General features: G+C 40.8%; 15 protein-coding genes. 7 read left to right on the top strand and 8 right to left on the bottom strand.

Translation table 11 applies throughout. The features are described from left to right. Positions 1–39: 39 nt before the first annotated feature. Positions 40–2,352: a penicillin-binding protein 1C gene (gene pbpC / locus HWQ39_RS24470; protein ID WP_292850742.1), complete on the bottom strand. Its 2,313-nt coding sequence runs from the start codon at positions 2,350–2,352 to the stop codon at positions 40–42. A 468-nt stretch (positions 2,353–2,820) separates the two neighbouring features. On the opposite strand from pbpC, the gene HWQ39_RS24465 reads away from it, so the two are divergent. Both HWQ39_RS24465 and HWQ39_RS24460 read left to right on the top strand, forming a co-directional pair. Next, positions 2,821–8,514, top strand: a complete 5,694-nt coding sequence (locus tag HWQ39_RS24465) for an alpha-2-macroglobulin (RefSeq protein WP_292850739.1) — start codon at positions 2,821–2,823, stop codon at positions 8,512–8,514. Between the two features lie 135 nt (positions 8,515–8,649). Continuing rightward, positions 8,650–9,132, top strand: coding sequence for a hypothetical protein (locus HWQ39_RS24460; RefSeq protein WP_292850736.1), 483 nt, complete (start codon positions 8,650–8,652; stop codon positions 9,130–9,132). 410 nt (positions 9,133–9,542) lie between these two features. On the opposite strand, the gene HWQ39_RS24455 is transcribed toward HWQ39_RS24460, so the two are convergent. The 4 genes from HWQ39_RS24455 to sfnG form a co-directional block, all read right to left on the bottom strand. Next, positions 9,543–10,982, bottom strand: a complete 1,440-nt coding sequence (locus HWQ39_RS24455; protein WP_292850733.1) for a hypothetical protein — start codon at positions 10,980–10,982, stop codon at positions 9,543–9,545. Positions 10,983–11,289: 307 nt separating this feature from the next. Next, positions 11,290–13,716: an arylsulfatase gene (locus HWQ39_RS24450; RefSeq protein ID WP_292850730.1), complete on the bottom strand. Its 2,427-nt coding sequence runs from the start codon at positions 13,714–13,716 to the stop codon at positions 11,290–11,292. Positions 13,717–14,160: 444 nt separating this feature from the next. Further along, on the bottom strand, positions 14,161–15,369 hold the full coding sequence (locus tag HWQ39_RS24445) for an SfnB family sulfur acquisition oxidoreductase (protein ID WP_292850727.1): 1,209 nt from the start codon (positions 15,367–15,369) through the stop codon (positions 14,161–14,163). Positions 15,370–15,534: 165 nt separating this feature from the next. Continuing rightward, the gene (sfnG, locus tag HWQ39_RS24440; RefSeq protein WP_292850724.1) at positions 15,535–16,632 is read right to left on the bottom strand and encodes a dimethylsulfone monooxygenase SfnG; all 1,098 of its coding nucleotides are present in this window, start codon (positions 16,630–16,632) and stop codon (positions 15,535–15,537) included. Positions 16,633–17,347: 715 nt separating this feature from the next. Here sfnG and HWQ39_RS24435 point away from each other — a divergent pair. From HWQ39_RS24435 to HWQ39_RS24425, 3 genes are all read left to right on the top strand, one after another. Continuing rightward, on the top strand, positions 17,348–18,397 hold the full coding sequence (locus HWQ39_RS24435; RefSeq protein ID WP_292850721.1) for an LLM class flavin-dependent oxidoreductase: 1,050 nt from the start codon (positions 17,348–17,350) through the stop codon (positions 18,395–18,397). Positions 18,398–18,420: 23 nt separating this feature from the next. Next, positions 18,421–20,511, top strand: a complete 2,091-nt coding sequence (locus HWQ39_RS24430) for a LysR family transcriptional regulator (RefSeq protein WP_292850718.1) — start codon at positions 18,421–18,423, stop codon at positions 20,509–20,511. Positions 20,512–20,685: 174 nt separating this feature from the next. Continuing rightward, positions 20,686–21,561: a GNAT family N-acetyltransferase gene (locus HWQ39_RS24425; RefSeq protein WP_292850715.1), complete on the top strand. Its 876-nt coding sequence runs from the start codon at positions 20,686–20,688 to the stop codon at positions 21,559–21,561. A gap of 223 nt (positions 21,562–21,784) precedes the next feature. On the opposite strand, the gene HWQ39_RS24420 is transcribed toward HWQ39_RS24425, so the two are convergent. After that, positions 21,785–22,504: a molybdopterin-dependent oxidoreductase gene (locus tag HWQ39_RS24420; RefSeq protein WP_292850712.1), complete on the bottom strand. Its 720-nt coding sequence runs from the start codon at positions 22,502–22,504 to the stop codon at positions 21,785–21,787. Between the two features lie 170 nt (positions 22,505–22,674). Here HWQ39_RS24420 and HWQ39_RS24415 point away from each other — a divergent pair, with 170 nt between their 5' ends. Beyond that, entirely contained in the window at positions 22,675–22,980 is a 306-nt protein-coding gene (locus tag HWQ39_RS24415) for a hypothetical protein (protein WP_292850709.1), read from the top strand. A gap of 382 nt (positions 22,981–23,362) precedes the next feature. Here HWQ39_RS24415 and rpmA read toward each other — a convergent pair whose 3' ends face one another. Both rpmA and rplU read right to left on the bottom strand, forming a co-directional pair. Then, a complete protein-coding gene (gene rpmA, locus HWQ39_RS24410) occupies positions 23,363–23,662 on the bottom strand; it encodes a 50S ribosomal protein L27 (protein WP_292850707.1) in 300 nt (99 codons plus the stop codon). Positions 23,663–23,691: 29 nt separating this feature from the next. Continuing rightward, complete coding sequence (gene rplU, locus HWQ39_RS24405) at positions 23,692–24,099, bottom strand: 50S ribosomal protein L21 (RefSeq protein WP_292850704.1); 408 nt, start codon at positions 24,097–24,099, stop codon at positions 23,692–23,694. A gap of 529 nt (positions 24,100–24,628) precedes the next feature. On the opposite strand from rplU, the gene HWQ39_RS24400 reads away from it, so the two are divergent. Next, entirely contained in the window at positions 24,629–24,862 is a 234-nt protein-coding gene (locus HWQ39_RS24400) for a Nif11-like leader peptide family natural product precursor (RefSeq protein ID WP_292850701.1), read from the top strand. The last annotated feature ends 351 nt before the right edge of the window (positions 24,863–25,213 follow it).

The following is a 25,213-nucleotide window of genomic DNA, read 5'->3' as shown; positions in this document are numbered from 1 at the left end:
GACATCGTTACAAAAACAACTCTCTGCATCTAAGCAATTTCAATTATTATTAATAGAAAATCCTCGACGCGTAGGTTTAAGACTAGCTAACTCCACCTGAAAACTCACCTTGTCGCTCATTTCACCACTTCTCGCCTCTAAAGTCCATTTTCCAGGACGCAAATACCAAAATAAAGAATTAACTGAGTTGGTATTTAACTTTTCACCATTCAGCCACCATTCTACAGGCGCAGATTTATTTCCCACTAACTTAAATTCAAGTTTCTGCTTCGCTTCCTCACCTGGATACACTAAGAATAAATCTCCATGATGGGGAGACAAAATTCTCAAATTATTAGAAGTAAAATTTGATTGCTGTTGTTTCGCCAACCATTCATCATACTCCGGCGGCAAATTGAACTGATTTTCACCTTCGTAATTATTTTTATCTTCTGGATAGAAATATTCCTGCACCACTGAGGTACAATCTGGTGTTGGTCGTAACCCCGAAATTGCACAAACAGGTAATTGCACTAAACCTTCTGGAGGCGGAAAACCTTCTGGTTCTTGATGTTCGTGCAGATGTAACATAATCCGATTCCACAAGGGTGCTGCGCCTGTCACACCTGAAACTTGACGCATCGGTTCACCATTGAAATTGCCTACCCAAGTAGCGACAGTGTAATCTGTAGTAAAACCAACCGTCCAAGTATCACGAAAATTGGAAGAAGTGCCAGTTTTAACAGCTGAAGGAAATGGTAAATTTAACACCGAGTTTACGCCAAAAGCCGTTGCACGAGCATGGTTGTCACTAAGTATGTTAGTAATCAATTGCCAAATTCTGTAATTGGGGAGTGTGTAACTTGTAGAGACGCGATTCATCGCGTCTGTAGGGATTGCGGAATTAGAAAATGTGCTTACTAAAGAAGTCGCCTCTCCAAATCGTGCTATAGTGAGGTATGCATGAGCTAACTCCCAGAGACTCACTTCACCACTACCAAGAGTCAAACCCAAACCATAATGTTCTGGAGTTTTATTGAGGTGTTCAAATCCCAGTTGATGCAGTCGTTCCAAGAAAGTTTCTACACCTACTTTTTCTAACACCCTCACTGCGGGAACATTTAAAGAATTTGCTAAAGCTATCCGTACCCGCACCGGGCCAAGAAACTTTTCGGTGTAATCAGTTGGGCTATAAAGTTTCGCACCGGGAATAGCGTAATGGGCGGGTACATCTGCCAAAATGGTATTTGGGCGAATTAAACCTTTTTCTAAAGCTAATTCATAGACAAAAGGCTTGAGGGTAGAACCTGGTTGACGTAACGCTTGCACTCCATCATTGCGTCCCAGCTTGGCTTCATTAAAGTAATCAGGCGAACCAACATAAGCTAAAACTTCCCCGGTATGGTTATCAATCACCAACGCAGCTGCATCATGGACATTGTTAGCGGCGAGAGAAGAAATTACCTGTTGTAACTGTGCTTCGACAAACTGCTGCAAAGGGCGATTTATAGTGGTGCGAATGGGGGAATTTTGTTCTGTTTGGGTTTTATCAAACTGATTGGCTAACCAAAATAAAAAGTGTGGTGCGGCGATAATTCCCCGCTGGCGAGATTGAAACACAACCTTTTCGGTGTGTGTTCGGGTTGCGATCGCCTCACTAATATACTTTTCCTGTACCATCCGATTAAGGACGTATTTTTGCCGCTGCTTCAGCCGTTCCCAATGTTCATAAGGGTTAAAGTATGTGGGATTATTGGGAATAGCAGCCAACAAACTAGCTTGGGCAAGATTCAAATCACTCGCTGGGATAGAAAAATAAATCCGTGCGGCTGCTTCTACACCATATATATTCCCTCCCATTGGCAGCCGATTGATATATGCAGCCAGAATTTCATCCTTATTCATACCTGCTGCTAACCGCCAAGATAGCCAAATTTCTTGTATTTTACCAGAGAAGCTGCGCGGCACTGGATCTAACATTCGCGCTAACTGCATAGTAATAGTGGAAGCGCCGGAAACAATTCGTTTTGCGTGAATGGCTTCTTTGCTAGCGCGGATAACAGCTTTCATATCCAACGCGCCATGATGGTAAAAGCTGCCATCTTCGGCGGCTAAAATGGCATGGATAAACTGGGGCGAAACCTGATTTAGTGGTACTACTGATGTATGCTCTTGGTCACGAGTGAGTAATGTTCCTAATGGTAAACCATTGCGATCACTAAATTGCATTGCCAACTGATTTTGGGCAATATCTACGGCCCGAACGGGCGCAAAATAGGGTAATAAACGTATAATCAAGCAGATTAGCAGCACAGCCAGGATAACTTTGCTACTGTGCTTAAGTTTGAGTAGTGATCGTGAAACTAGTTTCATCAGGGAATACCCTGTCTAAGAAAACTTACCTTAACTTTCCCGCAGACTTACTTATATCTACATCAGTAAATATATCAAATACTTAATAATTTATTATTACTAACTTAGCAGATATAAATTAATGTTTGCGAAATTTAAATACTTCTTTATAGTTAAGAATTGTAGTTATTTTTTGGAACAATCACACTGAGTTAGTTATCAATATAAATAAACATAGTTAAATCCAAACTTTGGGTACAACTAACTAGTCATATTGCTATTAGCCTTGACATTGCCCAATACATAAGGTAATGCAAACTTTTATTCGTTATAGTTTGTGAATTTTTAATTACTAAAAATATGATTATTAGAGTTTTACACCGTTTTCACTATAAAATTCTCCATTTCTTCCTCGGCGGTTCGTTAAAAAAAATCTCACATCGCAAGAAAACAATACAGTTTCTTCTACTCTTTACATTTACACTAGTGATGACAGGGTGTAACTTCTTTAGTATCAACTCAACCAAAGAACAACTCCCAGTAGTCTCTCCAATCACACCACCAAAATTACCAGACTGGATTGAACAAATTAGTCCCATTAGGGATGCCAAACCTCTTAACCAAATCCGCATTCGTTTTAAAGAAGCTTTAATCCCAGTTGAAAAGCTTGACAGCCCAGAACAGCAACAATTATTACAAAAATTTGCCCTTTGGCCGCCTTTACCCGGTCAATTTCGCTTTTTAACACCGCGTATGGTAGGATTTCAAGCTGATAAAGCCTTGCCAATAGCGACAAGATTTCAAGTCACCCTCAAAGCGGGTTTAGCCGACTTAAAAAATCATCGCCTAGACAAAGATTTACCTTGGACTTTCAATACCGAATCTATCAACCTGACCAATTTACCAGGTGTTAATCCTATTGAAAAAGCTGATATTGAACCAATTGATTTACAACAGAAGTTACAGTTTACTTCCAATGTCGAATTAGATTTAAATTCTGTACAAGAACATTTACAGTTAATCCCTGAAGGAAAAAACAAGGGTGTAGGCTTCAAAGTCGAATTAAACAAAGAAGAAAAACCATTAAGAAATGAAGAAGAACCTTTAGAAAAATTTGACCCCTCAGCAAGTAATTGGATTTATAACCTCATCCCCCAAGAAAATCTCGAAAAAGCAACCCGTTATCGTCTGGTATTTTCTCCTGGAATACGCCCGGCTTATGGCAATCTACCCACAGAGAAAGAATTTGCTAGTAAGTTAGCAACTTATTCGCCTTTGGCGTTTCAGAAAATTAACTTTTATGGACAGCCAGATTCAGGGGGAACTTTTGGAAGATTTCTTAAAGGTAGTCCGCAGCTAGAATTTAATAATGTTTTATTGCCAGATTCAGCCAAAGAAAATATTACAATTAATCCCGCACCAAAAGAGATTGCGAGAATTCTACAAATCAATGATGAAGATAAAATTGTCAGCATCAATCCTTATGCGTTAGAACCTGCTAAGACTTATACAATTACTATTGGCGGGAATCTCAAAGATAAGTTTGGTCAGACTTTGGGTAAACCTCTAACACTTAAATATGATACTGGAGATTTAGCTGGGGATATCTGGGTACCATCAGATTTGAATATTTTCCCTACAGGTAAAGATTTACAGCTAAATATTAGTACGGGAAATCTGCCAGAATCCAAATATAAAGCCGCTTATCGAGTAGTTAAGCCGACAGATTTAGTTTATTTTAATAATGGTAGTGATTTATTACCACAACCTTCTGAATGGCAAAGCTTTCAGGTATCGGGTAAAAAAAATCAATCAGTTGATATTGCTGTTCCTCTACGGGAAAAAATTAATGCAGGTACAGGAATGTTAGCTTATGGAGTCCAAGCCCGCACGAATAAATATCAGGAGAATGGTAAAGAACTGTGGCGAGAACCTACGACTTATGGCTTAGTTGAATTGACAAATTTGGGCGTATTTACTCAGTGGTTTCCTGAGTCAGGGTTAATTCGTGTCAATCATCTTACAGATGGTTTACCAGTTAAAAATGGGGCTATAGAAATTTATCAATCAAAATTGCAAGCAAAATCTCGCCCCGAAGCAGTACCTTGTGCAACAGGTAAAACTGATGAAAATGGAATTTTTAGAATTGTTCGTGAAGGGTTACAGCAATGTTATTCTGGGAATGAAAGCTCTAGTAAATCACCACAATTATTAGTAATTGCCCGTGAAAATCAAGATTGGGCATTCGCTAGAACCGAAGAATACAGCGGCGTTTATGGCTATGGGATTGACGCAGGTTGGCAAGATGCTAAACCCGAATCACGTGGGGTAATTTTCTCGGATAGACAATTGTATCAACCAGGCGAAAAAGCTTGGTTGACTGGTTTCGCTGACTTCTTACAAAATGGCGCGATTCAGCAAGATAAAAATGCTGCTTACCAGTTAACTTTGGTAAATCCTGATGGGCAAAAAACTAGCTTAGGTACACAAACTACAAATGAATTCGGCACATTTTCTCTGGAATTACCAATCAAAACTACTCAGCGTTTAGGCTACTATACAATCCAAGCGAAGGGGAAGAATGGACAAGAAATTTCTGGAGAATTTCGGGTAGCTGAGTTTAAGCCACCCAATTTTAAAGTCGAACTCAACTTAGATAAAGAATTTGCTCTCATTGACGAGAAAGTTAATATTAATGCTACAAGCAATTATTTGTTTGGCGCACCTGTAGAAGGTGGAGAAGCAAAATATTTTATCACTCGCCAGCAAGCAAATTTTGTTCCTAAAGGTTGGGAAGAATTTACTTTTGGTAGGCAATGGTTATGGCCAGAGGAAACTCCTAGTATATCTAGTGATGTATTGCAAACTAATGCCCAGCTAGATGCTAATGGTAAAAGTAGTCAAACTTTGAATGTGGCTAATGATTTACCATATCCGATGACTTATCAGGTGGATGTGCAAGTTGCAGATGTTTCTAATTTGTCTGTAGCCAATTCCAAAACTTTTACCGCCTTACCAAGTAATCGCCTCATCGGGTTAAAAAGTAATTTCATCGCCGATGCTGACAAGGCTTTTCCCATTGAAGTGATTGTTACTGACCCTACAGGAAAACCAATAACAGGTCAACGGGTGCGGGTAGAATTACAACAAATTAAATATAGTAGCGTCACGCAGTTAGTTGAAGGTAGCCGAACACCAAAAAATCAAGTCGAATATAAAACAGTAGGACAAGCAGAAATTACATCTGCTAGTAATCCGCAATCAGTAAGTTTGACAGCACCGGAATCTGCTTCATACCGGATTAGAGTTAATTTTAGCGATGCCAAAAGCGAATTAAGTGCGACAGATTTACAAATTTGGGCAACTGGAGGAAATTCTGTATTTTGGGGTTCGAGAGAAAAAGATGTCTTAGAAGTTAAGCTAGATAAAAAAGAGTTCAAACCTGGTGAAACTGCTACTGTACTAATTCAATCTCCCTATCCAGATGCAGAATTGTACTTTGCTGTAATTAAAGACAAACCCCTTTATCAGCAAATTATCAAACTTCAGGGAGGCGCACCACAAATTCAGTTTCAAGTTACGCCAGAAATGTTGCCAAATGCAGCCATTGAAGCTGTATTAGTGAGACAAGGTAAACCCATAAACCAAGTGGAAGCGGGAAGTTTAGATAACTTGGTGAAGATTGGTTTTACACCTTTTAAAGTTAAGTTAGAGGATAAGTATTTAAAACTGCAAGTTAAGCCAGTACAAGCATCATTAGAACCTGGTGCAGAAGAAACAGTACAACTAGAACTGAAGGACAATCAAGGAAACCCCACCAAAGGACAGTTTACAGTCATGGTGGTAAATGAAGCGGTGTTACAACTTTCTGGTTATCGTCCGCCAGATTTGGTAGATACAGTTTATGCAGAACAGATAATTTCTACCCGCTTTAACGATAATCGCGCAGATGTCATATTGCAAGCACAAGATGTAGCTAAACCCAAAGGTTGGGGTTATGGCGGTGGTTTCTCAACTGGTGCAGCAAATACTCGCACCCGCACCGATTTTCAAGCCTTAGCTTACTACAACGGTTCTGTTCTCACCGATGCAAATGGGAATGCACAGATAACTTTTAAATTACCGGATGACTTAACTACATGGCGGGTGATGACTGTGGCCACCGATGGAAATCTGCGTTTCGGGAATGGGGACGCGACGTTTATCACCACCAAGCCACTACTAACTAATGCTATCTTGCCACAATTTGCCCGTCCAGGCGATCGCATCCTGGCTGGTTTATCTGTAACTAACAACACTGGGAATCCAGGAAATCTCTCAATTAATGGCGAACTTAGCGGTACGGTGAAGTTTGCTGAGAAAAACCCCACAGCAACTTCTTTACAAACCAAAGCTGAATCCGCAACTCGCGCTTATCGCTTTCCAATGGTGGCGGATAGTGTGGGAGTTGGGAAAGTTCGGTTTACCACTCAGCTAAATGGTACGGCCGCAGATGCTTTTGAAATACCTTTGGAAATTAAGCCAATTGAAATTACAGAACAAGTCGTTGAAACTGGTGTAATCCCCCCAACCCCCCTTACGAAAGGGGGGGATAATGTGAAGATTCCCCTGAATGTTGATAAAAATACCTTCCCTGATGCGGGAGGTTTAGATATTCAGTTGGCGAGTACTTTGATAACGGAAATTAAAGCACCAGTAAAGCAGGTTTTAGAAGATGATGATTTACCGTTTACAGAACCAGCTGCAAGTCAGTTAATAATTGCTGCCAATCTGCAAACTATTTCCAAAAAATACGGTCAGACTTTTGCAGAATTTAATTCTAGCCAACAAGCTAATCAAGCAATTGAAAAATTACAAAAACTCCAAATAGCCGATGGTGGTTTTGCTGCTTTTCCCGGACAACAAAAATCTGACCCTTGGGTTTCTTCCTATACGGGTGAATCTTTAGCTAAAGCCAGTCAGGTATTCCCGAATTTAGTCGATTCGGCAATGGTATCTCGCCTGAAAGCTTATTTACAAAAAGTTCTGGCGAACCCCGGAGAATACGATTTTTGTAAACAAATACTCTGTAAAAGACAACTGCAATTTAATGCTTTAATCTCTTTAGCAGAATTGGGAGACAAACGCAATACTTTCCTCGCAGATATTTATGAACAGCGCAATAACTTTGATGTAGTAACTCAAATTAAACTAGCGCGATACTTATCTCAATTCCCCGAATGGCAAGATGAATCTCAAAAATTAGTAAACAACCTGCAACAGAATATCTATGAAACTGGCCGCACAGCAGTTGTGAGTTTACCAGGTAATTGGGGATGGATGAGTTCATCTACCGCAACGCAAGCGCAAGCTTTACGTTTATTTATTGCCAAACAAAGTAAACCCGAAGTTATAGATAAGTTATTCCAAAGTCTTTTGGCATTGCGACGGGATGGTACATGGCAAACTAACTATAATAATGCCCAAGCTTTAACAGCTTTAGTAGAATATAGCCAACTACAACCCACACCACCGAATTTTGTTGCCACAGTGGAATTAGCTGGTAATAAGTTAGGAGAAAATCGCTTTAATGGCTATCAAAATCCTAGTTTACAGCTAAATGTGCCGATGAAGAAATTACCTCGTGGGCGTAATGATTTAACGCTGCAAAAATCAGGTAATGGTACTTTGCACTATTTGGTTGCTTATAATTATCGCTTGCAAGGTAATCAATCAGGCAGATTTAATGGTTTACGCATAACACGAGAAATTAGTCAAGTAAATCAAGAGAAAGTTTTGCAAAAAACAGGTCTTTATGCTTTCGATAAACCCTTGACTTTAGCCTCTGGACAGGTGTTTGATATTGGTTTAGAAATTATTGCCGATCATCCTGTGGATCATTTGGTGATAAAAGATCCGCTATCATCAGGTTTTGAGGCGGTGGATGCAAGTTTTCAGACTGCTACTGCTGCATTACAAGCAAAAGCCGATAGCTGGGAACTTGGCTTTAAGAATGTGTACCGCGATCGCATTATCGCCTACACCGACCACCTCGAACCAGGAGTTTATAGCCTGCACTACCTAGTCCGTTCTGTGACTCCAGGGACATTTTCTTGGCCTGGTGCAGAAGTTCACTTGCAATATGCACCAGAAGAATTTGGGCGAACTGCTGAGTCTACATTGGTGGTTGAGGATAAGTCGTGACAACTATCGTCGGATTAGTTCCAAAATTGTGCCCAGCCCAAACGTATTTTGAAAGTGTCGCAGCTGCGGTTGCGTTTAATTCATTTCGTATCGCTGGCTAAACGTCGCTAGGGCAACAATCAACGGTTTTTCTGTATGATCAGCCTTGTCTTTGAAAATCGGGTGGTTGGGGGTGCGATTCCCAAAGAATATATCCCGGCGTGTGAGAAGGGTTTCCGTGAGGCGATGCAATCAGGAAAGCTGCATGGCTATCCGGTAACTGGGGTGAAAGTCGTTCTGGATGGTGGTTCTTATCACCCAATTGACTCTTCAGAATTGGCTTTCCGGTCAGCATCACATCAAGCAATTGAAGGTGCGATCGCTAAAGCAAAACCCTACATCCTCGAACCCATTATGCTTGTAGAGGTGGAAACACCTAACGATTTTATGGGAAGGGTTCAGGGTGACTTATCCTCTCGTCGAGGTTTGTTGTTGGGTTCCGAGACAATGCAGGGATACACGGTGATTCGGGCAGAAGTACCGCTAGCACGAATGTTTGGGTATTCTACAGAATTGCGATCGCTTACTTCTGGTATGGCTACTTTTTCAATGGAGTTTGCCTGCTATCGCCAGTCTTAAATCTACATTAGCAATTAGCATCGCTCCAGGTTGTCTTTTATAATCAGACAACCTGGAGCTTAATTTAGTCACTTAATTGATTCTGACTCCTGACCAAGAAGCAGGGGGCAGGGAGCGGGGAGCAGGGGAGAAAAATTCTGGAATTCCTCTGCCATTCGCGTTTTAAGCCCAAAACCCTTGTTTCAATATAATATTTTAATAACTTTTGACAAAACCTTTATAACTCTTGATAAAAAGGCGGTATCAATCATTGGGATGGAAGTGTGGAACTGTTATCTAGTAGTCTGTTAAATTCATTTTGACGGCTAGAGAGACGGCGATAAATCGCGTCTCTACAAGTGTTTTGTTGCTTATTCTGAACTGTATTGGGTTATATTAATCTATCTGTCGCAATTATTTTCAAATTGGGATTAGCGATCGCCTTTGCTAGAGTTTAAATTTTCTACAACATTTAGCAAATCATTACCATCTACTTTATTTGGCAGTTTATTTGAAGCAACTGCACTATTAGCTGCTTTTATTGGCAACGTATTTAAACTATCTACATCGCTTGATAATTCCTGAGTGACTGGTTTATATTCCAGGTTATCTCGGTTAGCACCTGCTATTTCTTCTGCTTTACCTATAAAATCTTTTGCAAGTCTTTCACTAAAACCAACAACGAATGCTATTACAAAAATTAGAGACCTTTGTTGGTCTTGAGATGATTCTTGATTGGTAGTTGGATTGAGCTTAAAGACACTTGGATTAATAAACATTAAGATTATTCCAGAGTTAATTAAGGCTAAAAATAAAACAGAAAATGCTCCTCCAATCATTGGTTTAAAAGCACCAACAAGAAATGGAGTTAGTGGGTCAGAATATTTCTTTTTCTGAAATTCTTCAATCCTGATTAAAATACTGATAATACTACCTAATGTTCCTGCCGCAATAGCTAAACTTAGTTGGAGAAGAAATTCATTATATTTCTCGTTTGCAGCTTGCCTTTTGCTATATTGTGCGTTTAATTCAGCAAGATTACTATTTAGTGTTGTTAGTTCTGTACTCTTAAATTCTGCATTTTTTTGCGATATTATACTTAACTCTTTAATTTCTTCTTTACTTTGTTTTAATTTATTAATATCATTTGCAGAAGTGGGATTTTTGCTTTCTGGCTGACTTTGTTGTTCAGCATTATTTTGAATTTGCTCTACTCGGTTATCTGTATATTTTTGAATTTCTTTTATTTCATTTTGTAATATTTTTCTATTTGTATTATAATTATTGTTATTATAATAATTAGCAAGTTCTGAAAAAATCCAAAGTCCGGCGATAGAAGAAGAAGTAATTCCTCCATAGATGAAAATTGCACTGATAAGTCCAAAGATTACCTTAGTCGTCGTTGAGGGCGAACGGTGGACTGAGAGAAATGGGTTAATAATAAATCCTGTGAAAGGATGCTCATATTTGCAAACGATTTGTTCAACGTCAAATCTAATAGCTTGAGCAATATTTATATTCGATGAGGATTCGCGCAGAGCTTCTATGGCAAATATTAAAGCTTTAGATAGTTCAGTCAGTTCTCTTTGAGTTTTATCCCTATTGTCGGGTATAAATAGCCTCGGTATTCTATCCCACCAAATATTTTGTGGTGCGTTTATATTGATGAGTTTTTGCAGTCTATTAAACAAGATAATTATTTGAGATATTTCTTTTCCTGCTGCAATTAATTCTTCTTGTTTAAGAGGATCTGTAAAACTATTTAAATTATTTTTATAAAAATCTTTGATCAGTGCTTGAATTAGTGTCCTACTTGCATCTAAATTCCAATCATTATCAGTAACATCAGTTATATTTTGATTAGAAACCATTTTACCTCCAATTATTTGCTAAAGCTGAGGCTATTGTATTATATAGAACCAGTTAATGTACTACAAGTTAAAAAAGCTAAACAAAAGTGCGCCTCCAATGGAAGCGCACTCTACAAACAAAAACAACTCTAACTAGTTGAGACGCAGAGACACTACTTATCATAAATTAAAGGGTTTAAGAACCTGCAATCTACATGTAGCACCCATTTCAGTCGGGTTTAAATCCCCTCTGAAATTTCTTTAATTTTGTTAGCGCAGCGTTAGCGAGTCTGCGAGCGTCACGAGCGTCATTTTGAATTGTTAACCCCTACTCCCCTTTAGCATCAGGCGCGGGGGAACCCGGTACGTATTTGACTTGCTCGATCGCACCCGTGTATTTAAAGACCCCATATTTTTTGTAGAGATCCCATGATACGGGGCTACGGGCATCTTTACCGATGTCCAATCCTTCGTAAGGAAAGCCACCAAAGGTTAGCCCTAGCTTACCTGCTGCGACTTGCTTACCGTTGACAGAGAGTGTTCCAGATCCCTGGCGTTTGCCCAGTGCATCGTAATTCAAATCGATGTTAAGTTTACCTGGCTGTAGCGAGACTGGGGGAAATTTAATCGACTGACCATAGTTATTGTGTTCATAGAACAGCTTGCCATCGTCAATATAAAAGATGTAACCAGCTTCTTGTCCGCCGTGGGCCAGAATTACCCCGCGATCGCCTGCTTTATACTGAGCCTGCACCTGGATGGTATAATCGCGATCGCTCACCAAGGGCAAAATATCCGGTTCTAGTACCGAGTCACCCGCATGGAATGTTTTCGGTTTGACTTTCTCCTTGATATAAGGTGGTACTCCTCCATGTTGCGGGGATTCTAACAGGGGATAAACTTGATACTTAAATGCCGCCGCATCAAAGTCTGCTGCCAGTTCTTGGACTTTCTCTGGATACTCCTTCGCCAGATTGTTGCTTTCAGAGTAATCTTTGTTCAGGTTGTATAATTGCCACTCAGAATCACTAAATGGTTTCCCAGTCTGATGTTCGGTGACAGCATACCAACCATCTTTGTAATACCCTCGATTACCGGAATTTTCATAGTATTGTTCAGTTCTTTGTTCCGGCGCATTGGCATCATTCAAGAGATAGGCAAAGCTAATACCTTCCAGCGGTTTTGTCGGTTTGCCATTAAACTTGTCAGGATGCTTAATCCCCGTTAATTCCAGGATGGTAGGTGTAATATCTGTGATGTGCGTAAATTGTGTGCGGGTAGCGCCCCGCTCTTTGATTTTTGCTGGATAGGAAACAATCAATGGATTCCGTCTACCGCCCCCAAGAGTAAAGAACTTGTACCGCTTTAAGGGTGTATTGGAAACCGTTGCCCAGCCAATAGGATAGTGAGGCGCAGTCTGAGGACTACCAATCAACTCAAACCGACTGATATCTAGGGCTTTATCGTCTGGTAAACCGGAGTAATGACGAGCTACATTCGTTGTACCATTTGCCCCGCCTTCTCCAGAACCGCCATTATCAGAAGCAACAATAATAATTGTGTTGTCGAGTTGCTTGATTGACTCTAAATAGTCATAGAGTTTGCCAAAGTTTTGATCTAAGTTATCAACAAAGGCTGCATAGGCCTCTTGATAACGAGCAAATAGCTTTTTATCCTCAGTCGATAGTGTATCCCAAGCCTTAACCCCCGGATTTTGGGGTGGTAGTTGAGTGTCAGCAGGAATTAGCTTTGATGTAAGTTGCTTCTGATAGCGTTGTTGGCGTAGCACGTCCCAGCCAGCATCATACTTGCCTTGATATTTGGCGAGGTCTGCTGGATGAATATTAAACGGTGAATGAACAGCATTGTTAGCAAAATACAAGAAAAATGGCTTGTCTGGAGACTTCGTTTTTGCTTGTTTGAGCAATGCGATCGCTTTTTCTGTCCAGTAATCGGTGGTGAGGAAGTTCTCAGGATAGCGATCGACTGAAATCGCTTTATTGTCTTCGTAGAGAATATGGGGTGTCTGGGGATGTTCCAATCCATCTAAGAAACCAAAGAAATGTTCAAACCCCCGCTGTAACGGCCAGGAATTGAAGGAAGCAGTGGCGGTGCGATCGTAAGTCTGAGTCAAATGCCACTTACCTGTCAGCAGGGTGGAATAGCCGTTGTTACGTAAAGTTTCTGTCAGAGTCACGACATTACTCTGAATTTCACCCGCATAACCGGGAAAACCAGGGTTTCCCTCAGCAACCCAACCAACACCCGCAGAGTGGGCATTTAATCCCGTCAGTAAAGAGGCTCTTGTAGGAGAACAAAGCTGATGGGTGGTGAAGTTGCTAAACCGCAGTCCGTTAGCTGCCAATTTATCAATATTCGGTGTACTAATTTCTGAGCCGTAGGGGCCTAAATCGGAAAACCCCAGATCGTCAATTAGGAAAACTACAATATTGGGGGCCTCTTTTGGCGCTGCGGTAATAGGGGATGAAGCTAGAGATGTTTTGGCTGATGGTGGCTGTGGAGTCCACCAAGGTGTTGATTCTGCAAAGGTTCTGCCGATTTTGCCTTTAAATCCCGCATAGGCTTGTGTACTTATATCACCTGCTTCCTGAGCAGGGTTCTGGGCGAAACTGCTAGCGATCGTTGTGCTAATAACTAGCAAGATGCTAAACGCAACCAGTGCTAACCAAGCGATGGGTGAAACAAGTTTTTGCTTGACTTTTTGAATGAATGATGAATTTCGTTTTCTGTTCAACAGACCTGCCTCCTGACAAGCAATAGTAGTTAAGCCAACACATTATCAGACCTCATGACTTACGCAGAGGTCATAGAAAATCGCACCACAGAGGACACGGAGGAATAAGAGTTTTTTGTTTCTAGTAGAAATAAATGCAAATATCATACTATATGTTGATCGAATTATCGTAGTATGCAGTAAAGGTACTCCCATTCGCTAATTTTGCCTAGCTAGTTTTAAAGAGGCGATCGCAGACCATTGGTAAAAGAATCGATATACCAATACAGTTCAGATAAGTAGTCAGACAAAAATATTTACAGTCATTGCGAGCGAAGCGTTCGCGGAGCGTCTCGGAGAGAAGCAATCCCAGCCCTTACGATTGCTTCATTCCGCTTCTTTACGAGACCCAAAATCTAAAATCTAAAATTCAAAATTGAGTCACCCCAGTAGAGAATGCCGCAATTACAACCAAGGATGGCGCGGGGGATAGACACCATTGAGGAAGTAGTTACCAACAGCGTAGTATTTCCAGCGCACGGGATCGTGGAGTGTGTGAGCGCGGGCATTTCGCCAGTGGCGATTGTAGTTGAATTCCTCCAATGTGGACTTAGTACCTGCTAGTTCAAACAACTTGTTAGTAGCTAATAGTGATGCTTCGGTGGCTAAGGCTTTGGCTTCGGCAACTGCGATCGATGCTTCAACTACCTTGAGTTCTTCTAAACCTGACTCGTTGGCAACGTCAAGAAATTCGCCTGCACGACGCAGCAATGCTTCAGAAGCGTGAACCTGAATTTGAACATTGCCTAAGTTGTACAGTGTCAGCGGATCTTCGTAACCTTTTTCTAAATTGCTGTCAACCCAAGGGCGGGTATAGTTGCGAACAAAGTGGATGGTGTCACGGACTGCGGCTTTAGCAATTCCCACGTCTACAGCAGCTTGGATGATTTGCGCGATCGCACCCATTGGAGTAGCCCTTTCAAAAGCCAAGTAGTGCGGAATCACATGTTCTGCCTTGACTTTCACATTTTCAATAATGGTAGTACCGCTAGCAGTGGTACGCTGTCCGAAGCTCGTCCAATCATCAAGTAGGGTTAATCCTTCGGCATCTCTTTCGACAAATGCCACTACTGTCTTACCATCTGGATTACTGGCAATGACGGGAACCCAATGTGCTAGTAATGCCCCAGCAGAGTAGTATTTGCGTCCGTTGAGTACGAAGTCAGAACCATGTGGTGTTAACTTTGTCTGCACATCGGTGACAGATTTAGTACCTACTTCCGAGAAGGCATTACCAAAGCGCTTACCTTGTAGAACCAAATCAAAGAAGAACTTTTTCTGCTCATCTGTACCATCCAATCGGACTGCTTCGACCATGTAGAGGTGGTTTTGGGGAATTTGACCGAGGCTGGAGTCGGCTTCGGAAATGATTTTAACTACTTCTGCCAGGGTGGCACTTGAGACAAAAGCACCGCCGTATTCTTTCGAGACTGTAATTCCCCATAATCCACTCTGGGAGAACTTTTCTACTTCCTCAGCAGGTAAACGCCGAGTTTGATCGCGTTCTGAGTCTCCCTTGGCAAACTCCGCAGCTAATTCGTGAGCGATCGCGATCGCTTCTTTGTCATCCCGAATAATATGGGCTTTTTGTTCGGTATTAATTACTGATGTCATGATAAAACTCCTTGATTGTGATTGATCATCTTTAAAACGCAGAGGAACGCTAAGGAAAACGCAAAGGTACGCAGAGTTATCCCAAATTTAGGAAGTTTATGCAATCAGCTTTTGATGTCTGCGTCACGTTTTGCCGCGATCTCAACAGTTTGGCTCAATGGCGATTTACACCCCAACTAACTCATCAGATTTCCGACGATTAGATTTAAGTTCGCGCACAAGTGGGATTACTGTCTTACCAAATGCTGGCAAATCATCTGTGTAGTGTAAGAAGCCACCAAGAATTAAATCAACTCCCACTTCATGGAACTGGCGAATCTTTTCAGCTACTTGTTCAGCTGTACCAATCAAGCCGGAACGGAAGCCATCGTTATACTGCACCAAGTCTTCAAAATTGGAATTTGCCCACATTCCCTCACGTTCACGAGTCGAAGATCCCGCCTGTTTCACCGCTTCGCCAAATCCTTTCACGGCTTCTACATCAGCTTGGGCAATAATATCGCGCAACACTTCATGGGCTTCCGCTTCCGTATCTCGCACGATGATAAAGGAATTCAGACCAAACTTAATTGTGCGTCCTTCTTGACTCGCTAATTCAGATACTTCTGCAATCTGCTCTTTCACACCTTCTATGGTGTTGCCATTCATAAAATACCAATCAGAGACGCGGCCAGCCATCCGCCGCGCGGCTTTGGAGTTACCACCTTGGAATATTTCCGGGTGGGGATTCTGATTAACTGGTCTAGGCTTCACCCAACCGCCGTTAATGCGGTAAAAGTCGCCCTTGAAGTGAAATTCATCCTCAGTCCACAAACCTTTGAGAACCCGGATAAATTCTTCTGAACGACGATAACGTTCGTCATGATCTAACCAATGTTCACCATATATAGTGAATTCGTCTTTGAACCAGCCGCTAACTACATTCAGAGCAAACCGACCGTTAGAGAGAAAATCAATACTGGCACCGATTTTGGCAACTACTCCCGGATGCCACAATCCAGGGTGAACTGCTGCAATCAACTTCAATTTTTTGGTGACAGGAGCTAGAGCCGACACTGTTGTAAATGCCTCTAGCTGGTACTCAGCGCCGTAGCTGGCGATAAATCTGGCTTGTGCTAGACCATATTCAAATCCAACTTCTTCAGCAGTCTGAGCTAGTTGAGCATTATATTCATAAGTCCAATCTGTGCGTTGGGGAATTTTACTAACAACTAACCCACCGCTAACGTTGGGAATCCAGTATGCGAATTTAATATCTACCATAATTGTGCGTTTGTAATTGAAATTGTTTGGTTATTTATCTAAGTTTGCAAGTGATGCCAATAGGGTTCGGTTAGTATATTTGGCTCTCGGAGATCCCCCCAACCTCCCTTAAAAAAGGGGGGCTTTTCCTCCTATTTACCCCCTTTTTAAGGGGGTCGCCGTAGGCGGGGGGATCTTAACCGAACTGTATTGCAAGTGATGCAACAAAGCCGAATTTGTCATCACTAACAAATCAGCTAAAACTTGATAAGGCAAAATCTTAGTCAAAATCGAAAGCTTGAGAGCGGTTGGAAACTACTCTGAGTTTACAAGTAGACAAATCTCTAATGGCAATAATATACCATAACCCGATAGTCCTACCGTAGTTTTGGATGAATCAGACTCTATCACAACAATTTTTCTGATGTCGTGATTCGATATACTTAAATTCCATTTCCATATTCCATTTTGGAATACAGCCTAATTTTGCCGAGTATTTTATTATTTTTTATTTTGCTGGCTGTTATCCTGATTCAGCGAAGGCACTCAGGAATCAGGACTCAACAAAATATCTATACTATTCCATATCGTAATAAGAAACTGCTTTTCATGTATCATCTGCAACTGTACACAGCAGAAATAAATGTGGTAGTCTGAGCTACTAAACAACGGCAAAGAGATATAGATATAGTAGTTTATTGAATGTCTCGTAAAAAAAGGCACAGGAAAAAGATTTATGGCACTTCAGTTTGGAATTTGGTCGCCTGTCTGTGGTGGATGGTTGCGGGTTGTCAACCATGAGGCTAATTTATCTACACAAGATTTGGTCAAACTGGCAGTTCAAGCAGATGAGTTAGGTTATGACTTCTATTACATTCCTGAACATTACTTAAATGCAGTTCATGGGCCTAACTATAATGTCGCTGATGCTTGGATTACAGCAGCTTTAGTAAGTTTGAACACCAAGAAGATCAAGATTGTTGCGGCTGTACAACCTGGTTTTAAATTGCCTGCGGTGGTGGCCAATTTGAGTGCAAACATTCAAAATCAACTTAGTAACGGCAGATTTGCTCTCAGTGGGATTGCAGGCTGGTGGAAATTAGAAGTAGAAAGCTATGGAGATATCTGGCTACCTCACAGCGATCGCTACGCCCGATTAGAAGAGTATATTGAGGTAATCAAGGGGCTGTGGACAGTTGAAGACTTTAATTATGTTGGCAAATACTACACTATTAAAGGTGGTATTCTCACAGATCGGCCGACACCAACACCACCGATTTTCATTGCTGGGGAATCAGACAGGGCAATTAACCTTGCGGCTCGTCTGGGAGATTATCTATTTATCAACGCTGATGAACCAGAGAAAACGGCAGCATTGGTGCAGAAAGTGAAAACATTGGCTAGCGATCGCTACGGTCGTCAGATTAAAGTAGCAATGAGTGCCTTTGCGATCGTTCGTGAACATACTGCCCAAGCTGAAGCCAGATTAGAAGCGATTTATCGTTCTGCGGATCAAGAGCAGATTAAGTACTTTCAAGAGCAAATCGATCCTAACGTAGTTGCCCACAACAAACTAGATATCAGTCAAACCATTGAAGCCAATCTTGGTTTATCTGCTCAACTGGTTGGCGATCGCTATACTATTATTCAACGTCTGAAAGAATACGAAGCCGTTGGCGTTGACTTAATAGTACTCAAATTTGAATCTATGTTGGAAGATACTATTCGCTTTCACAAACTAGTTATTTCCGAATATACAGAGCAGAGTAGCTTAATTACATTGTAGTTAAAAATCTTGCCTTACCTAGCATGAATAAGATTAAACTCGAAGACATTACCTTAAATCACCTGAAAATCTTAAAAGCAGTCGATGACTGTGGTAGCTTCTCAAAAGCCGCACAAAAGCTAGGATATAGTCAAGCATTAATTAGTAAAAAAGTCAAACAAATAGAGGATTATTTCGGAGTAATTCTCCTAAATCGCTCTCCTGGCTCTATATGCCTGACTAATAAAGGCAAGAAATTGATTTCTCAGACACTTAATGTAGTAGAAACTGTAGAAAATCTGCAAGAAGAATTTCAGGCAACATTTAGCGCAGAGGGCGAAGATTTGACGTTGGGAGCTACTAATTTAATTTTAGAAGTCTGGCTCCAACAATATTTGCAGCGATTTCAACTTTGTTTTCCGGGTAGAAATATTAAAGAGATTGCAGTTAAAGATAGCAGCTTTTTTTCAAATTATCAACTTATAGAAATGGATCTCTTGCTCAACAGTTGCGCTGGATATAAAGAAGAACACCACTGCACTAGATTAACAACTCATAAAATGCTGTTGGTATCCTTTGGAGCAAGTAAATATCTCAATGAGCGTAACTTAGTTAAAATAAATGATATCGATCTGGCTGATGTTGTGCTTTTAGACGAGGTTCATCAGGAACTATCTAAAAATGGATTTTTGATAAATAAATTAAGTGGCGTACAAGTGCTGCATAGTTATCAAGATGTACTCAACTATGCTTCAAAAAATCAAAAACTAACGATTTTACCTGACTTTTGTCAAGCTGATATAATATCTGAATACGAAGCCTTAATTTTTCCGATTCAAGATATTAACGAATATGGAATTTATCTTCATGTTCCTCGCTTTAGTGAATTGTTAATATCCGCAGAGAGTTTGGTGAGAAGTTTTAGACTTGATGGGGATAACTTAGAAAGTTTACCCAATGTAAATCTATTTTTAGGTAGTGGTTCTCCCAAAGAGGAAAATATCCTGAGGATAGGTATTCAGAGGGATTCTATAGGACAGTTTATTGCTGGGTATGGAACTAAGTATATTTCTGATTTACAGAGAGCATCATCACTGGAACAGGCTATTTTCAAAAATGTTGAAATTAATCGAGATTTTGAGTTACAAATTCTGCCGTTTGCCTCTGGTGAACAAATGAACCGTCAGATGAAACGGGGAGAACTAGATATTTGTATTTTAGATGATATTTCTCTTTTGAATAATGGTAGCCAATTCTTTGATGATTTAAGTTTTGGTTCTAAATTAATTGGGATTGCTTCTTATAATATTTTGGGTCAAGATGTAAATATTGTTCTGCATAAAGATTCTTCGATAAACACCGTCCAGGATCTAAAGGGTAAACGAATTTCCACTTTATTTGGTTCAAATGCTCATAGGTTCATCATCACTCTTTTTGATCTCTATGATATGGATGTCAGTAAAGATTGCAGATTAGTGAATGAAGATCCTCGTAAAGCAAGCAAGAGTTTGGCAAATAAAACTATAGATGCTTACGTGTGTTGTCACACCTTTGCCTCAATTTTAGAAGCTTATGCTTTTGTCAGAAAACTACCTTTATCTCAAACAATTAGTTTAAGAATTCCATCAATCAGAGGAATTGTTTGTCGTTCGCAGTTCATTAAAGAAAATCCGAAAATTGTAGTTGCTTATTTACATGATTTAGTAGTTGCTAACTATTGGTTCAATTCATCTCCCATCAATGCGGCAGATTTATTAACTAAAGTGAGTGATGTTAGGACAACTCAAGTAAATCAGTTTTTTAATCCTGTGTTTGGCAACCGCATCGATCCGACCCTTAAACCTCAATGGTCTTGGTTACTGAAAACTTTAAATCGTAGGTTAGAAGGAAAATACGGTATTTCACTATTTGATGTAGATTTTTGGATAGATGATTATTTTTTAAGACTTGTCTACAATTTGTTGAATATAGATTATCACTTTCATCAGGTTTCTTTTGCAAGTGAATTTTCTAGCAGCTATTTTGTTGAGGAACAGTTTAGCAGACATCTAAAAGTCCTCTATGATAAAGATAATCTACCGCTACCAATACCTGTGCCAATTTATGAGAGTTCAACGCCTGTTGAAACAGGATAAAAACACACATAGCCCTGGCGAATGGAATGATGCCTCCGGCACGCTAAGGGCGAACACGGCTATACAGACAAAACGCACGGAGGTGGGTTTAAAATTCTTTAAGTCCGCGTAGGCGGAATTGGTTTGTGTAGCCGCGATCTCTAATCGCCTGGTATATTTGCTCAGGAGTTTTTTGTGCCTACTTTCAGAACTCTGCAACCTGGAGATGAAGTATTGTTGGAAGCATTTCTCTTGCAACACACTGATACTTCTATGTTTTTGCGCTCTAATTGGCGAGCTGCGGGACTGCTTGACCAAGGCGCTAGATTTCAAGGAACTTACATAGCAGCCTACATAGATGAAACTATAGTTGCAGTTGCAGCCCACTTTTGGAATGGGGTGGTAATAGTCCAGGCCCCTGTATATTTATCAGAGGTAGTGCAAGCAGTTGTGGCACAATCTGGGCGTGTCATCTCTGGAATTAGCGGCCCAGCGCCACAAGTCGAAGCAACAAAAAGCATTTTGGGACTTAGCAACCGACCAACTCAGCTTGATGAATCTGAGATTTTGTTTTCTCTAGCACTACTAGATTTACAAATACCTCAAGCATTAGCATCGGCAAAGGTGCAGTGTCGTTTGCCACATCCAAAGGAGTTGGAATTACTCACTGAATGGTGCGTTGCTTATAACGTGGAAGCTTTAGGACAAATAGAAACCACCAGTTCGCATCGAGCTTGCCGTCTCGTAATTGAAGCCCGTCAAGCTACGGCTACGCATTGGGTTTTAGTAGCAGGAGATACTCTAGTTGCTTACTCTGCCTTTAATGCCAGCTTGCCTGATATTGTGCAAATTGGTGGAGTTTGGACACCGCCAGAATTGCGGGGTAAAGGGTACGCCAAAAGTGTAGTAGCAGGTTCGTTGTTAAATGCGCGATCGCAGGGAGTAAAACGTGCCATCCTATTTACAGGCAATAATAACCAAGCAGCCCAAGCAGTTTATCGAGGAATTGGCTTTTTGCCTACTGGCGAGAAATATGGCTTAGTGTTATTTGAAGAAACATCGAAATTTTAGATTTTGGATTCAATTATCCAAAGTGCGTTCAATCATAATAGAACTGAGAGTTTTATCATCAGGACTGCTTTATGATGTATCAAACTGACCCGCCGCGATCGCCAAAAGATGTATTGCCGACCAAGACGACGAGCTGAACAAGAAAGACAACGGACTGAACGGTTGATTGCACAATTGCGATCGCTAGGCGTTGAACCCGATCTAGATTAGCTTCTTGCCTATCTCATAACCCAGCAAACCACTCATAACCCTTATCCTCCCAATAGCCTTTTTCAGTAGGTAACAAATTGCTGACGAATGTAATTTGAGTTACCCACTTGCTTTGCTTGTATCCCAGTTTTATCGGAGATGCTAGGCGCATAGGCGCACCATTATCAGCTGATAATGGTTGTCCATTCTTTTCATAAGCCATGAGAGTTTGGGGATGTATAGCAGAGGCAATATCCCAGCTTTCATAATAGCCATCAGCAGATTTAAAATAGACATAACGGACGTTTGACTTAGGCTGTACCAGCGCTACTAAGTCTCGTAATCGTACACCTCCCCATTGAACGATCGCAGCCCAGCCTTCAACACAGACATGGCGAATTACCATTGAAGTCAAGGGAAGTTTTTGAATATCTGCCATACTCAATTGCATCGCGTTATTAACCTCACCATCAATCGTCAGACGAAACCGCGCCGGATCAATTTGCGGGGTGAAGTTAAAGGAATTAACTAGCAATTTGTCTGCTTCTATGGCATTGACAGAAAATTCAGGTACTAGTTTTTGACTTAGCAGGAGTGCTTCAAGACTTTGGTTTAGTGGCTCAGATATTTGCCGCAGATTATCTGAGAACAAATTTGTCCCACAGCCACCTAAAAGAAAACCTACCCCTGAAAGTCCAGATAGTTGCAATAACCGACGACGGGATAATGTGCGTTTGGGAAGAATCAGACTCATAGAAATTTGGGTTATTCCCCGTCCTTGGAGGACGGCTTTACTATAAAATCAATATACGGTGAAATTACTAAATGCAGGAAATTGACTCGTTTCCAAAGCTTAAGTAGTAACCAAGTGACATAGCGATAGGGAAATCACACCAAGGCTCTCAGCCATTTCCACCAGATTTTATGACCGCGTGGATTCATGTTGAAGATTTAGCAGACTGCTATATTGGCGTAGCGCGATTTGGCTCCAAAGGAGGACATTACCTTGCTGCGCCTGAAAATTTGAGTGTTAGCCAAGTATCAACTTTATTTGCCGAAGCTGCTCAAGTAGAATTTTTGGCGCCAGTCTTTGAAAACAAAGACAAGGTTATATTTGATGATTCTCATACTAGAGAACTACTTCAACTTCAATGGAAGTATAAAGTGGCTGATGAGGTAAAAGGTTGGGTAGAGAGAATAAAAGAGTTAGGAACTTATTTTTTAGAGTAGGTAAGGGGTAAAAGTTAAGTGAATATTAATTAATATTTATACAAATATGATTATTCTATCAGTGCTATAGCAGTTCTCGTTTACGTAGGATACATCCGTAGGGGCACGTCATTTAAAACCTCGTTTCCAGCCGCAGGCTGGGAACGCTGCTCCTAGCGGCTCTGCCGCCAGGAAGAGAGGCGGAGCCTCAGAGACGAGCATTCCCAGTCGGAGACTGGGAACGAGGCAATCTAAAAGCTAGTTCTAGACTTACTTTCACGTTAAGCTGACACCCACCAATGCGGTATGTTCCCTACACTTTGCGATATAACGTTGTACCCCATTTGAATGGGAAACGCTATAACTAGCAATTAGGGTGGGAATATATACCCACCCTAATTCTCTAACTTGTTACTGCTTCAGCAGGAGCCACCTCAACAGCAGCAGCTACAGGTAAATAAACACTAACTTTTTTACGGGTTTTGCCTTTTCTCTCAAAGGTTACAACACCGTCGATTAAGGCAAACAGAGTGTCATCGCTACCAATACCGACATTGTTACCAGGGTGGAATTTGGTACCACGCTGACGCACGAGAATATTTCCTGCACGTACAACTTGACCACCATAACGCTTAACACCCAGACGTTGAGCATTAGAATCACGACCGTTACGTGTACTACCTGTTCCTTTCTTATGAGCCATAATTTCCTCTTGTGTATCTACTTCTTTTATTATTCAGCAGCGGTTTCTAGTTCTTCGGCAGGAGTTTCATCGATAACGGGGGTTTCCTTCTCCGGTTCTCCTTGGGCAGCAAACACTGCACCGTTAAGAGTGATGGAGTCTATCAAAAGTCTGGTAATTTCCTGACGATGCCCCCGTTTTTTGCGGGTTTTCTTTTTCGGCTTCATTTTGTATACCAGGACTTTACGACCTCTGTAATGTCGCAATACAGTCCCTTCTACAGTCGCCCCCGTCACTAGTGGCTGTCCAATGGTGACTTCGCCATCGTGCTGCACGAGCAATACGGAATCTATTGTAACTTTTTCATCTGGTTCAATCGCAAGCAGTTCAATGTCGTAAAACCGACCTGGCTCTACTCGTATTTGTTTGCCGCCAGTTTCAATAATCGCGTAGGTCATGGAATTGTCCTTGAGGTTGCCGTACAGGTAGCTGGTTTTATCTCTTATAGAGACGCTTTTGCCAGCCTTTGTAATATGTCTACCTGATCCGAGCAGGAATTAGACAGACAATCTAATATCCTATTTTATTAATAGGTGTCAAGTCAAGCTCTAATAGGATTTTTGCGTTTGGCATTGCTGTCTGCTCTGCCTGAAAACGAAAACTCATTTTTCAAGAGTGGGGAGAAATTAGCCAATAGTCGTTATGAACATCGCTCACCCGCACGAATGTAAATTGTATTTATAAGAAATCAGACTTAATTATTGTTAGATAAAAATTGCTACCATCTTAGGGCTGATTTTACAAAAAATTAGCGTTAATATTAGTTTGAAAGTTATACTTTTTTATCAAAATCAACACATCTTTCTTTTTTGTTTTAAGATGAAATGTAAGGAATTTCATTTATAAATTATTTACAAAAGTTAGTGAATTCTCAAGAGTTAAACTATCACATTCAAACGTGATATTTCAAACAGGAGATTGATTGTCATGACCCAGCAAAATGCTGCCCGACTTTTTCAAGCTGTAAAAGAAGATCAAGCGTTACAGCAAAGACTCAAAGCAACAGCCGATCCAGACGCCTTCATCAAAATTGCTCAAGAGCGTGGCTATGATTTCACCTCTAAAGAACTGGATAGTGAGATCAGCAAATTATCTGAAGAAGATTTAGCCGCTATTGTCAATCCAGGATGGGGGACTAGACGCCACATTAATCCTAGATAATTATTGTTCTAGGAAACTGAAAGTATAGAGATAACTGAATTGACAAGTTTTGCTCCTCAAGGGAATACCGTTGCATCATCCCCTTTAGGGGCATTCTTATTAAATTAAGCAACTCTACCTACCATCTATTCACCTGCTTAACTCATGAGTTAGTTAAAATAAAAATTCATCCCATACCTCACTCTTAGGAGCGTGAGATGAATTTTTGGGAGATAAAGAATTGACCCCTAACTAAGAGGTTGTTTGAAAAGTGTTTCGCTGTGACTTTAGGCACTTTAGATCCCCCCTAACCCCCCTTTTTAAGGGGGGAACCGGAATCAAAGTCCCCCTTTTTAAGGGGGATTTAGGGGG

Origin of the sequence: Nostoc sp. NMS8 (assembly GCF_017115045.1) — a bacterium.
In the GTDB taxonomy this organism is placed as follows: domain Bacteria; phylum Cyanobacteriota; class Cyanobacteriia; order Cyanobacteriales; family Nostocaceae; genus Nostoc.
This window is presented reverse-complemented; position numbering and strand designations above follow the sequence as displayed.

What these genes read in the sequence shown, in the direction of transcription:
- pbpC (WP_292850742.1), bottom strand. Translation starts at nt 2,352, where the DNA reads ATGAAACTAGTTTCACGATCACTACTCAAACTTAAGCACAGTAGCAAA.
- HWQ39_RS24465 (WP_292850739.1), top strand. Translation starts at nt 2,821, where the DNA reads ATGACAGGGTGTAACTTCTTTAGTATCAACTCAACCAAAGAACAACTC.
- HWQ39_RS24460 (WP_292850736.1), top strand. Translation starts at nt 8,650, where the DNA reads ATGATCAGCCTTGTCTTTGAAAATCGGGTGGTTGGGGGTGCGATTCCC.
- HWQ39_RS24455 (WP_292850733.1), bottom strand. Translation starts at nt 10,982, where the DNA reads ATGGTTTCTAATCAAAATATAACTGATGTTACTGATAATGATTGGAAT.
- HWQ39_RS24445 (WP_292850727.1), bottom strand. Translation starts at nt 15,369, where the DNA reads ATGACATCAGTAATTAATACCGAACAAAAAGCCCATATTATTCGGGAT.
- sfnG (WP_292850724.1), bottom strand. Translation starts at nt 16,632, where the DNA reads ATGGTAGATATTAAATTCGCATACTGGATTCCCAACGTTAGCGGTGGG.
- HWQ39_RS24435 (WP_292850721.1), top strand. Translation starts at nt 17,348, where the DNA reads ATGGCACTTCAGTTTGGAATTTGGTCGCCTGTCTGTGGTGGATGGTTG.
- HWQ39_RS24430 (WP_292850718.1), top strand. Translation starts at nt 18,421, where the DNA reads ATGAATAAGATTAAACTCGAAGACATTACCTTAAATCACCTGAAAATC.
- HWQ39_RS24420 (WP_292850712.1), bottom strand. Translation starts at nt 22,504, where the DNA reads ATGAGTCTGATTCTTCCCAAACGCACATTATCCCGTCGTCGGTTATTG.
- HWQ39_RS24415 (WP_292850709.1), top strand. Translation starts at nt 22,675, where the DNA reads ATGACCGCGTGGATTCATGTTGAAGATTTAGCAGACTGCTATATTGGC.
- rpmA (WP_292850707.1), bottom strand. Translation starts at nt 23,662, where the DNA reads ATGGCTCATAAGAAAGGAACAGGTAGTACACGTAACGGTCGTGATTCT.
- rplU (WP_292850704.1), bottom strand. Translation starts at nt 24,099, where the DNA reads ATGACCTACGCGATTATTGAAACTGGCGGCAAACAAATACGAGTAGAG.
- HWQ39_RS24400 (WP_292850701.1), top strand. Translation starts at nt 24,629, where the DNA reads ATGACCCAGCAAAATGCTGCCCGACTTTTTCAAGCTGTAAAAGAAGAT.